This is a genomic window from Paenibacillus chondroitinus NBRC 15376, assembly GCF_004000765.1.
Lineage (GTDB): Bacteria > Bacillota > Bacilli > Paenibacillales > NBRC-103111 > Paenibacillus_E > Paenibacillus_E chondroitinus.
Window position 1 is genome coordinate 64,007 of record NZ_BILW01000031.1, and the last position, 12,598, is coordinate 76,604.

Here is a 12,598-nt window from a genome sequence, read left to right on the forward strand (position 1 = left end):
CCACTCCTTTAATTAGCGTTTAGTTTGGCTAAATCGATATCCAGTGCAAGATGATCACCTGTTCGTTCCATATGCTCCTTCAGCATGGCGACAAGCTCGCTCATTTCATGGGCATGGTCGCCGGAAACGGCCAAATTCGTGGTCTCCTGCGGATCGTTCACGACGTCGTATAACTCCAGAAACGTTTCGTCCTTGAACAAGTCGACGATCAGTTTATATTTCCCTTTGACGATACACCGTTGGAAATTTCCCAAAGAGCCGTTTCCGTCATATTGAACATAAATGGCTTCCCTGTCTTGTTTCCCTCCATGAATCAGCGGCATTAACGACTTGCCTGACAAAACTTCAGGCTTATCCAAACCGAGAAATTCGCATAATGTCGGTAAAACATCCATCGAGCTGACCGCCTCATTCACTTCACGGACCGCAGGATCAAACGTTTTCGGAAATTTTATCCATAATGGTGTCCGCACCGATTCCTCATACATACAAAATTTTTGCCACAAACGATGTGATCCCAACATTTCCCCATGATCACTGGTGAAGATGATGAGCGAATTGTCGTAGAGGTTCTGCCTCTTCAACTCATCAATCACACGGCCGACACCATCATCGAGCAAGTTGACCAAACCGAGATATTTGGCCCAGATGGACCGCCATTCCTCACGGGAGTAACGGGTTCCCAGCACACCTGTCAGATTGTACATTTGCAAAGGCGATTGGTCCGGATACCAGACTCCGACATTGTCAGGCAGTTTGATCTCTTCCTCCCCGATCATGGAATACCATGGCTCTGGAAGGTGATACGGCGGGTGAGGAGCCAAATACATGGCGCTTAAAAACAATGGTTTCTCCTTGTTTCTAGAAGTAATAGCCTCTAATGAGCGATTAGTAATGTATCCGTCAAAAAAATAGTCCAAGCCCTCCGTATAGCGGTCCATTGCGGGAATGGAGTAGCTTTTGACCGTGGTACGCTGACCGCTTACCATTTCAGGAACAAGCCCCTTGAACTTCGGACCTCCTGGAGCTTGTTTGTCATGCTCCCTCAAGTACTCCGTGTAATTGTCTTCGGTATCCCAATGGGTTAACGATTCAGATTGCTGTTCGGGCTTAACCTGATAAAATAAATGCTGTTTCCCGGTATGCCAGCTGTCCCAATGTTTTTCCATCAGCTGATACAGATGGGGAGTCCCTTCCTTAACCATTCCGCTCACCCGATCCTGCTGCGCCCAAGGATTGATCAAGCACCCGGTTTCGTTGGGATACCTCCCCGTAAAGAATGCTCCCCGTGCGGGGACGCATATCGGAGAAGCGCAGTAGGCTCTGTTAAAAACAACGGATTCCTTTTTTAATTCGTTTAAGTTAGGCGTATATGTTCCTATGGCATCATATCTCAATTGATCAGCCATAATGATAAACACGTTAGGCTTTTGCTGCGTCATGGGATCTATTTCCCCCATTTCTTCGTATTTTGTTCGACGGCTGCAGTCAGTTTGCTTAACCCGGCATCGTTCATCTCTTTCACATATTGATCCCAGTTTGCGTTAATATCCTTGGCTCCCGTCACAAAATTGATGATCCATTCATTGTATTTTTTATCAATGGACGGCACCAAATCTTTCGAGGTTCCGTAAGTCAATGCAGTAAACGGCGGTGCAATACCGGATTTCAAGGAGTATTCCACGTTTTCCTTCAATGCGCCTTCCACGTCTTGTGCTGCTAACGAATAATCTGAGGTCATGGCTGTTAAGTGCCCCAATGACGGAATGATATCCCGTTCGTAAAGAGCCGTTCTAACCATCTTGCCGTTTTCCATCTTATAATGGACCCCTTCTATTCCGTAGTTGAGTATCTTTATCCCTTCTTCAGAATGGGTATAGTCAATGATAGCGGCAACTCTTGCCAGAAAATCTTCATCTCTGTCTTTTTTAATGACAACAATAGGTTCCGTATTGCTCGCGTCTACTCTCCCCGTATCTCCTGCCGGCCCTTTAGGCATTGGAATGAGCAGCGATAGTTTGGCATTTTTATTGGATTCTGCCAAATCCTTTTCGATGGCCACGTATCTTTCCGTAGGAGCGACGATGACCCCGGCACTTCCGGTAATAAATTTAGACTTGGCTTGAGCCTCATTCGAGGTAAATACTTCCCGATCGATTAAACCCTCCCCATACAATTCACGAGCAAATTGCAGGAAGGATTTATACTGCGGCATTACGGTTTCATAGGACCATTTGCCGTCTACTTTTCCCCAGTTGTTAGCTCCGGTAAAGCCGGTAGATAGGCCCAGAAATGCCCCATATCCGAGTGCAAACGTTACGGGCACGGTATTCGCGCCACCCATTTTATTGTCTTTGAAAGCTTTCAGCACCGCTTTAAATTCATCCATTGTCGTCGGCTTCTTCAATCCAAGTTGATCCAACCAATCCTGACGAATCACCATGACATTGGGAACGACTGACGCTTTGCGAGACGGTAGTTGAAAGACCCCGTTCTCCTCACGGAATTCCTCCGTCCCGGGTCGGTCTATATAGGACTTCAATCCTTTTAAGTCATACTTATCGGCGTATTCTGTGAAATTCATCAAGAATCCGTCTTCCTTCAACTGGCTGTAAATGTGCGCTCCAGAGCTAAGCGAATATCGAAACACATCCGGCATATCACCTGCCGCAATTTTTAGCTCCAGGTTTTTCTGGTACTCTTTGGCCAAGATTCGTTCCACTTTAATATTTACATTAAATTTTTCGTTCAAATATTTGATAATGGCGTCATCGGGTTGAATATCGCGTGGTCCCCATTGGAACCACTTGATGTCATACTTCTTCGCTAAACTTATTTTACCGGTTCCTGCAGCGGAATCCGGGTTTTTGGTACCTGCAGAATCCAAGCTGCTCGCGGAGTTATTTGAACACCCGAACAGAGAAATTGCCAGTACGGGGATTAGCGTTAAAGCGGTTATTTTTCTTGCTATCATACGTAAACACCCTTTCTTGTCTCTAAGTTTTGGAGGATTAACCTTTCAAAGAACCCATCATGATGCCATTCACGAAAAATTTTTGTAAAAAAGGATAGACCGTGATAATCGGCAACAAAACCATAACGATATTCGCAAAACGTATCGTCTCTGCACTAAAGCCTTCTTCTCCAGATTCAACCAGCATAATAGATTCCAAATCCTGTGTACTGGTAATCATTTTTTGCAAATATTCCTGAACCGTTTTTAACTCCTTGTCGGTAATAAAAAAGACCGATTGCATATAGGTGTTCCAGAAGGATACCATGAAAAACAATCCGATTGCCGCCAATATCGGCTTGGACAACGGTAATACAATCGTAAAGAAGATGCGGAAATCATTGCAGCCGTCGATACGGGCTGCCTCCTCCAACTCTTTCGGGAACTCCATAAAAGTTGATCTCATAATAATTAAATAGAAAGTATTGATCATGTATGGGAGTATATATACGGCAAAATGATTGATCAGCCCGAGCTCCTTGTAGTTCATATAATCAGGAATTAAGCCGGCACTCATGAACATCGTCATGACGATTAGAAACATAACTACTTTGGAGCCTTTGAAAGGCTTGGATAATCCGTAAGCCGAGTAAGCGGTCATAAATAATGCGACGGCCGTACCTATGACCGTGATCAAGAACGTAACCCTGAGATGGATGAAAATTGTACCGTCTTGAAAAACTTGTTTATACGAAGCTAAAGTGGGCATAGTCACGATCATTTTGAAGCGCGAAGTTAAATATTCGGATTCCGACATGAAAGAAGCGACTACCGTCTGCCAGAACGGATAGAGCATGATGGCGCACAACAATACCATGATCATGATGTTCCATATATCTCCTGTTGAACGTTTGCGAACCAAACTTGTATTAGCCATTAGATAATCCCCCTCTGCCCAATAACTTTGGCTAACCGATCCGCTGAATAAACGAGAATAGCTGCCACCAATGTTTTGAAAAGCCCGGCCGCAGTGGCTAAACTGTGTTTGCCTTCTTGAAGCCCTACCCGAAATACGTAGGTATCGATAATATCTGCCACGCTTGTGACCATGGGATTACTCATCACTAGAATCTGCTCAAAACCTACATCAAGTAAATGTCCGATTTGAATGATGAACAGCACCACGATCGTTGTTGAAATGCCTGGCAGCGTAATATGCCACAACTGCTGTGAACGAGAGGCACCATCAACACGGGCTGCTTCGTACAGAGACATATCGATGCGGGTCAAAGCAGCCAAATACAAGATCGTTCCCCAGCCCATCGTCTTCCATACTTCCGACGCAACCAGAATCCCGCGAAAATATTCCTTGCTTCCCATAAAGTAGATCGCCTCGTGGCCGAACCCTTTCACTATCTCATTGACCAGCCCATCATGGACAGATAATAAACTGTATATGATTCCTCCTAGGACCGACCAGGAAATAAAATGGGGAAGGTACAAGATAGACTGGCTGACTCTTTTGAAAATTGCGTTTCTCAATCCGTTCAACATCAACGCTAAAATGATTGGCGCCGGAAAACCAAACAAGATTTTATAGAAACTGATAATCAAGGTGTTGGCCAGCGCTTGTTGAAAATCGGTCGAATGGAATAAGGTCATAAAATGGTCAAATCCGACCCATGGACTTTGCTCCAAAGGACGTGTAATTCGATAGTCCCTGAATGCAATTTGGATAAAGTACAAAGGTTTGTACCTGAAAACAAGGTAGTACAGGATAGCCGGAATAATGAAAAGAAAGATTTGATACTTAGCATACAGCACCTGAATTTTATCCATTTTGTTTAGCTTCATCTTATCTCCCCTTCGGTTGTAACCGCATACATTTCATGATCCAAGTATACTTTTACATCCCAATGAAAAACAGAAGGTGAAAACCGGATAAAAGGTGGGTTATTTTACACTCCTATTCCCCTCCATAAAGTTTGTTATGCTTGCGGTATTCCCTTGGCCCCGTATTTTTTATTTGTGTGAACAGCTTGCTGAAATGCTTCTCATCCGAATACCCTACTTCATTGGCAATCTCATAAACTTTCATTTCCGTTCCAACCAGCAATGTACATGCCGTCTCGATCCGTTTGATCATCATATATTTGGAGAATGTCATGCCGGTGTACTCCTTGAATTTCGAGGATAAGTAGCCGGTGCTGAAATAAAACTGCTTGGCGACGTCCTCCAGAATCAAGTTGGTCGTATACATCTCATCCACGTATTCTTTTACAGCCGCTATGCTTTCGCTCTTCTGCAGCTGTATTCTATGACTAGCCGTAACGCATCTCTCTTTTATAAAAAGGATCATGTAAGCTTCCAGCTCCATGAGCGAATCAAAATCATGCAAAGAATGGAATGCCATCTCATGATCTTTCGTCATTTTTTCAAATTGTGCGGCGATTTGGACACATAAGTACTTCATATCCGATAGCGTTATTTGTTTATTTACGCAGGCTTCGGCAAATACCGTCTTCATCCAGCTAATCAGATTGACATCGTCTCCGGAATAGACCCAGTTGACCCAATGCATATCGGCAATCCTATTAAAATTGAGGTTAATATCCTGTCCACGCCAATCTTCGTAAAACAATAGAGAGCGCTCCGAGTTTTCCGGATCTCCGTATCTCAGATAATCGATTGTCGCCATCGCTTCTTTGTACAATTGAGGCATCTTCGATATGTGAGGCTTGAAACTGCTAATTCCAATTTTGTAGGCGGTACCCGCATGATCATTCAATAGTGTCTCTAGTATGCGGATCGATGTAACCAATTTCTGATGAAACAACTGTTTTTCGTCTTCGTCCTTATACAGAATCAAGTGAATATAATCGTTCGCCTGTTTCATCAAAAGATTTAGCGGGAGCGAGATTCGGCTAATAACATCCGGGAGCACGGATGGAAGCGAAGGAAGCCAGACACTGGCTACACAATAATAAGATTGCTGCGCAGCTTGATTAAGCTCGATCGGTGTGATTCCCTTAATTAATTGCTGAAATAGAAAGTCGTTTTTAAGCAACAGAAGCTGATTATATTTCCTGGTCTCCTCCAATCTGAGGGACAGAGCTTGATGCAGCTTCTTTAATGATTCCTCCAGCTCCGGAAACATATAAAGTTTAATGATATAGTCGAACGCGCCTTCCTGAATGCCTTTTTTGGCATAAGCGAATTCGTCGTAGCCGCTAAGAAGGATAACCTCTGTATCGGGATGCTCACACTTTAACTTCTCCAGCACGTCCAGTCCACTCATGACAGGCATATGGATATCCATAATAACGGCTTGAGGCTTATGCGCTTGGAAAAGCTCCATGGCTTCTTCCCCATCCGAAGCAACCGCTACGACCTCGAAGCCCAAATCCCCCCAATTTATGGAGTTTTGCAACCCATCTCTGATTATTTTCTCATCATCTACGATCATCAGTGTAAACTTGTCCATCGTTTCAGCCTCTCCATTTACAAAATGATTTTCATTCTAACTTGTGTGCCTGCCCCGTACACGCTCTTGATTTCTAATCCGTAGGTCTCGCCAAATTCAAGGTTCAACCTTTCGTGGACATTGGATAAACCGCAATGAACGGATTGTTTGTTATTGTGCATCATCTGAATGGTGTTTGCCAGCTGATCCGGATCCATTCCTTTGCCGTCATCTTCGATCATGATCATCAAGTCCCCACTTTCCGTTTCGCTGGAAATCCTAATCGTTAATAATCGATTCTTTTCCATCGCATGATGAATAGCGTTTTCGACGATTGGCTGAAAAATAAACTTTGGAATTAAGACTTTATAGTAAGCTTTATCCACATCAGCATAAAAAACCAGCTGCCGGTCGAACCGAATGTTCTGGATTTGCACATAATGATGGACATGCTCGAGCTCCTCCTCCAGGGTTACCAAATCCCTCGAACCGGATAAGCCGGATTTCAAAAACTTGGCCGTTGCAACAAGCATGCTGCTCGCTTCCTCCGACTTCCCTGTTCTGAGCAGCAGCATGATGGATGTGAAAATATTTTGAAGAAAGTGCGGGTTGATTTGCGACTGCAAGGCTTTAAACAAGAGCTTGTTGATTCTTTTCTCCATGGCCAGGTTTTCGTTTTCTTTCCTGACTAATTCCGTCGACAATCCTTCCAGCCTGCTTAACATCTTGTTGAACGTGACCGCCAGAACTGCGAATTCAAAATCATGTTCTGTTTCACGCAGCCGAATGGATTGATCTTGCGGATAGGTCTCCATCAGATGAATGGCCCTGCGTATAGGCGTAGTCATTCGCTTTCCTGCTAACATAGAGGTGATAATTATGATGGCTAACACACAGCCAATCTCAAACGAGTATAACAGGATAAAAATATAATGCTGCTCTTCCCAGGACACCGGAACAAACAAACCCAAGTTCCATTCTTCCTTGTCAACAATAGGGATCGTAGAGAACAACGTTTGTACACCTTTTACCGTTATATATTTATAATCGATTGGATCGCCTATCATTTCCTTGGCGTGATTGCGAATATATTCCGTATAGGGGTGATCCATGGGTGAACTGATCATTTTGAGATTTTCGCTGCCAGTTTTACGGTTCATGAGAACGACGGCCGATGTACCGCTTGCATGCTGCTGATTATCCAGCACACTGTTAATTCCGAATTCAATATATCCCATATACTTGAACAGGTTCGACTTATCGACCTTACTGCCTAAGTATTTTATTTCCTTTTTCATCACGAATAAGGGTTGCGCAGCAGTAACCGACGGTGTATTTTTCGAATTCGAGAATACAAGCCGGTTATGGGCATCATAGATGGAAATGTAACTTAAGCTCTTATCAATGACACCTTTCCTGATTAAAATATCTGCAAATTCCTTAGTCCTTGGCAACGATTCTCCGTTAACTTTCACCATTAGCTCCTGTAACTCTCCATTAAGAATTAAATACCTCATATAGGAATGATACGATTGCAGGTTATTCTCGATGTTTTTTGCGGTTTGCTTGAAAAGTTGCATGTGATCCTGCCGTGTGTTCGCTTCAATAATTTGCACAAAATAATGATAGGAAATCAGTATGGTGCAAAGGGTAGGAATCATAATCATCGAGAAAAACAGAAACAGCTTTGTATAGGCACTGGAATGTTTTTTATAGGTCGTAATATAGCGGTGAATCGATTCACGCTCTTCAAATCCTTTGACCTGCTTGAGTTTCGTTATGAAATCATAAACAGGTCTCAGAATTACCCCCGAGTTGATGTGGGAAATGACAGCAAATAGGATGAAAATCATCAAACCGTAACCGACCAGCCGCCAAATGATTTGATTGATGCTGCGGTCAACTTGACTGATCTCCCTCCATAAAATGTACCTGTCCCCCTGTTTATTCATGATCGAGACAATATGATTTCCATACCGCGATGTATGAATAGCCCCCGAATCCGGGAGCTCCATGAAGGGATTGTCAGGAAGCCCTTCCAGCTTTGCTTGCTCCCCATAAATCACTTGATTTTTCGCGTTAATCTTGATTAATTTCAGATCGCTTTGCTCGAGCAGCTTCTGATAATCCAATATTGCAATGATATAGGCGCCATCTTGTATCGGTGCAATGAGTAAGTTTTCTTCATAAAAATCGCTTTGTCCATATTTCCCATCTTCTTTCAATTGCGTCCATATGTATTCATTGATCGATTGAGAGGCCGCTTTTTCATCCATGTTGTCAGTATAGGAAATCACTTCATCCGCCAAGGAAGTCCCTATCAATACTTGATTCTGGTACAAAAAGAGGCCTTTGAACTCTCTATTCGAATACAGAAACGTCCGCAGCTCGGAATTGAAGTCAAAGGCCTTTTTTATTAACACATTATCGTCTGTGATAGCGTTATCATAATAAAAATGGAAGTCATCCATAAATAATTGGAATTTTTCCTTGCTTTTATAAATGGCATTTTCCATCGTTTCTAGATTAATAGACAGTTCGCTTTCGTTCGAAAGCATCATGTTGCTGATAATCAAATGTTTGGAAACCAGGTAACTAATAAAGGAGGAAATTGCCATGAAAGCAAGCATAAATCCTAAAAACAGCGCATTTAACTTCTTTCTGAATGACATGAAGTCCCTCCTTTAACTGACTACCACAAAAATAAGTCATTTCCTTTTAATTTGAAAATAGCTTCCATGAAATAGTAATCTCCGTATATGATTGCCGTATGACGCTCAGGGTGGTGATAGGCAGCCGAGCCGTGAGTCAATATGCAATCGGAATCCGTTGTCCAGTCGCAGCGCGAATGGTCCAGCGTTTTCAACAGCTTCAATGCGGCGTTCATATAAAAATCTTTTTCGTGCTGGCCGACGATCTTGGCAAGTTCAATCAAACCGCATGCGGCAATGGCTGCTGCCGTGGAATCTTCATACTCAGGTTCTTTCGGCTGTCTGAAATCGATCGGAATGATGCCGTTCTCCGGAATGTTAGCCATAAAATAATGTGCGACGCGTTTAGCCGCATGCAAATATTCTTCCTTCTGCGTATGCATGTAGCTCATGATGAAGCCATATAACGCCCACGTCTGCCCCCGCGTCCAAGAGGAACCTTCTTCGTAGCCTTGTCCGCCGTAAGTTTTCACAACTCCCCCATGAAAAGGGTCAAACTCAACGATATGGTTAACGGAACCGTCAGGCCTGATAAATGCGTTCATACAGGTATCGGCGTGCTTCATGGCTATTTGTTTGAATCGCGGATCGCCGGTTTCTTCCGTGGCCCAGTACAAAAGCGGTAGATTCATCATACAATCTACAATTGCCCAGCCGCGGGTATCTCTGCCGCCAGATTCAGATTCATTCCATGCCCGAATGAAACCGCCCGCCAAATTAAAGCGACCAGCAAGCAGATTGGCAGCATGCATTGCTCTCTTGCGAGATTCCTGATTCCCCGTTACCTTATAATTCGCTACGCTGGTAGGCAGCCACATAAATCCTACATCATGATGCAGCCCATAATATTGGCGGAAACACTCGTCCAGCGCATCTTCCGAGATATTGGCAATTTTTTTGTAGGCCTCATCGCCGGTTTGGTGATACATGAGCCACATCATACCACCCCAAAATCCATTCGTCCACCAGTTAATCCCATTCGAAACGCTACCTAAAGGATTGTCCACGATACGATTGTCATGCGTGCCGTTCACCGTGGTATAGGGAATCTTATTTTTTGATTTTTCACTAACCCAGTCCATCTTTGTTGTCATTTTACTAATGACTTGTTCCAACCAAATCTGATCGCTTGTCTGCAGCATCCTATTTCCCTACTTTCTTGGAGTACTTTATTGGTTATTCAGCTTATGCTATAACCAGTTTACTTTGGAATCAATGCAATTTGTTTGCGATTATTGGGTGATTTATTGCGATTATTGAAAGATTAACTTATATTAAATGTATGGCAACTGTGTAACTGGAAGGGAAACACTTATGACGACGAATTCAAAATATTACCAGTATTTAGAAGCCGATTTATTGGCGCATTACTCGTATTCTACCTACGTCCCCACGAAAGACTTTCATTTTCATGACAGTTACGAAATTTTTCTGTTTTTGAACGGTGAAATCAATTTGTTTATTGATCAGTTCTGTTATCCGCTGCAAAGAGGCAACCTCATTGTCATTAATAATCATGAGCTTCATAAAGTTCATAATCTCACATCAAAACCGTACGAGCGCATGACAGTTCATTTTAAACCGCGAACCGTCCTTCCCTTTTGCTCATCCGAAACGAACTTGCTTTCATGCTTCCAGAATCGCCAACCTGGCCTCAACAATATCATCCAGCTAAACGAAACGCAGATCGAAGCGTACCTTTCCATTGCATCGCATTTATCCGATGTGCTCCATCAAAAGGCATATGGCAGCGACGTGCTTTCCTTTGCTTACCTGACACAACTCCTCGTTTTTACGAACGATGCTTTCCGAAAAACGAACTTTGCTGAACCTGGCATCACCTCGACGTTGATTCAATCGGTCATGCATTATATCGACGATCATTTACTTCATGAACTCACCTTGGATCAAATCGCCAAAGCGTTATCTGTGGACAAGTTTCATCTCAGCCGCACCTTCAAGCTTCAAACCGGCGGGACGATTTATCGTTATATTTTGTTAAAACGGGTGGCTCAGGCCAAACAACTGTTATCCACGGGGCATTCTGTCTCCGAAGCGTGCCATTTGTCTGGCTTTAATGACTATGCCAATTTTATTCGTACGTTTAAAAATATTACCGGCATCTCCCCTGGTCACTATGGGAAACAATGAGCAAAAAAGACGACTTCTATTCCTTTTCGAATATGAAATCGTCTTTTTTGATAGTCGGGTTAACGCCTATATTTGTTTAAACAGCCTGTAAATCATAACCGCAGCTTGCGCTCTGGTCGCATAGGCTTCCGGTGCAAATGTGCCGTCGTTGAAACCGTTGATCATGCCAGTTTGCTGCATCATGGGAACGGCTTCGGCCGCATAAGAAGCGATTGCTTCTTGATCTTTAAATGCGGCAACGGCTTCTTTGCTCGGCAAGACGATTAATCTGGCTTTCACGGCCCGATGCATCATGGCAGCCATCTCTTGTCTGCTGACAGGAGCATCGATGCCAAAGCTGCCGTCTTCCCTGCCGTTAACGATACCGAGGGATTGCGCCGTAGCGATAGCCTTGTAATACCATGCGCCTGCGCTGACATCGGTGAAAATCGCAACGGCTTTGTCATCCTCGACATCCAAAGCTCCTGTCAGCATTTGAATAAACTGTGCGCGCGTCACTTGGCCGTTGGGGCTAAATCGTCCTTCCCCGACCCCGTTCACCACTTCTCGGACAGCCAATCCCTCAATGCCAGGCTTCGCCCAAGCGACGTCTGAGAGGTCTTGGAATGTGGCGTTTCCTAGGGCAGCCGCGTATTTGCTGAAATGCTTCGGATAAAAGTCAACCGTGCCGTTCGTCGGATTATATTTGCTGTTCTTAATCGTTTGCAGCGTTCCTGAATCGTTCATGTAATAAATGATGACCTTCTCCGCATCTTGCCCTGGCTGCAATTGGTATGGCAAGGAAACCTTGATCGGACGTTCCCCGCTGAAGAGACCGATCTTCTCCCCATCGACATACAAGCTAAAATCATAAACCGGGTTGTCACCAATTGTCTTCTTCGTTTCCTCCGTCATTTCAGATGGATTGACCTCAGAAACGGAGAGATCAACGTGCGAAGCCGACGCGCCAATATGATTGATCAACAAATCGGTTGCAAACGAGATGGTTGCTGCTCCCATCTTCACTTCAATCTGCTTCACAGCGCTGGAACTGAATGCCAGAAGCTGCTGTGCCGGAAGGCTGACCGTTACCGCATGCGCTGATTCAGCTGACTTTACCTCGATGATCAGCGTAGGATCTACCGCCTTCTTCAAAGCTTCAACAAGCGTATCGGCATTAAGTTGGACAATTGCCTTCCCATTAGCGTCAGTTGTTGCTTCTACCACAAGCGCATTGGCTTTTGCCACCAGCGCTGTGTTGGTGTTGGTGTTGGTGTTGGTGTTGCTATTGCTATTGCTATTGCTATTGCTATTGCTATTGCTATTGCTATTGCTATTGCC

9 protein-coding genes are annotated in these 12,598 nt (G+C 44.0%); 1 reads left to right on the forward strand and 8 read right to left on the reverse strand.

Going from position 1 to position 12,598, the window contains the following annotated elements; all coding sequences use genetic code 11:
• Positions 1 to 8: 8 nt before the first annotated feature.
• The 7 genes from PCH02S_RS26055 to PCH02S_RS26085 form a co-directional block, all read right to left on the reverse strand.
• Positions 9 to 1,442 carry a sulfatase family protein gene (locus tag PCH02S_RS26055; protein WP_127457031.1) on the reverse strand — a complete coding sequence of 478 codons (1,434 nt, stop codon included), beginning with the start codon at positions 1,440 to 1,442 and terminating at the stop codon, positions 9 to 11.
• A 5-nt stretch (positions 1,443 to 1,447) separates the two neighbouring features.
• Positions 1,448 to 2,974: an extracellular solute-binding protein gene (locus PCH02S_RS26060; protein WP_127457032.1), complete on the reverse strand. Its 1,527-nt coding sequence runs from the start codon at positions 2,972 to 2,974 to the stop codon at positions 1,448 to 1,450.
• Between the two features lie 37 nt (positions 2,975 to 3,011).
• Positions 3,012 to 3,890 carry a carbohydrate ABC transporter permease gene (locus PCH02S_RS26065; protein WP_127457033.1) on the reverse strand — a complete coding sequence of 293 codons (879 nt, stop codon included), beginning with the start codon at positions 3,888 to 3,890 and terminating at the stop codon, positions 3,012 to 3,014.
• Positions 3,890 to 4,807 (reverse strand): ABC transporter permease, encoded by a 918-nt coding sequence (locus tag PCH02S_RS26070; protein ID WP_246069258.1) that lies wholly within the window; start codon positions 4,805 to 4,807, stop codon positions 3,890 to 3,892. The genes PCH02S_RS26065 and PCH02S_RS26070 overlap by 1 nt, the downstream gene beginning before the upstream one ends.
• 112 nt (positions 4,808 to 4,919) lie before the next feature.
• Complete coding sequence (locus PCH02S_RS26075) at positions 4,920 to 6,437, reverse strand: response regulator (protein ID WP_127457034.1); 1,518 nt, start codon at positions 6,435 to 6,437, stop codon at positions 4,920 to 4,922.
• A 17-nt stretch (positions 6,438 to 6,454) separates the two neighbouring features.
• Positions 6,455 to 9,088, reverse strand: a complete 2,634-nt coding sequence (locus tag PCH02S_RS26080; RefSeq protein WP_127457035.1) for a sensor histidine kinase — start codon at positions 9,086 to 9,088, stop codon at positions 6,455 to 6,457.
• A 20-nt stretch (positions 9,089 to 9,108) separates the two neighbouring features.
• The gene (locus PCH02S_RS26085) at positions 9,109 to 10,269 is read right to left on the reverse strand and encodes a glycoside hydrolase family 88 protein (RefSeq protein ID WP_127457036.1); all 1,161 of its coding nucleotides are present in this window, start codon (positions 10,267 to 10,269) and stop codon (positions 9,109 to 9,111) included.
• Between the two features lie 172 nt (positions 10,270 to 10,441).
• Between PCH02S_RS26085 and PCH02S_RS26090 the strand changes: the two genes are divergently transcribed.
• Entirely contained in the window at positions 10,442 to 11,278 is an 837-nt protein-coding gene (locus PCH02S_RS26090) for an AraC family transcriptional regulator (RefSeq protein WP_164819743.1), read from the forward strand.
• Between the two features lie 66 nt (positions 11,279 to 11,344).
• On the opposite strand, the gene PCH02S_RS26095 is transcribed toward PCH02S_RS26090, so the two are convergent.
• Positions 11,345 to 12,598 (reverse strand): S-layer homology domain-containing protein (locus PCH02S_RS26095; RefSeq protein WP_164819744.1); only part of this gene is annotated, 1,254 nt, incomplete at its 5' end.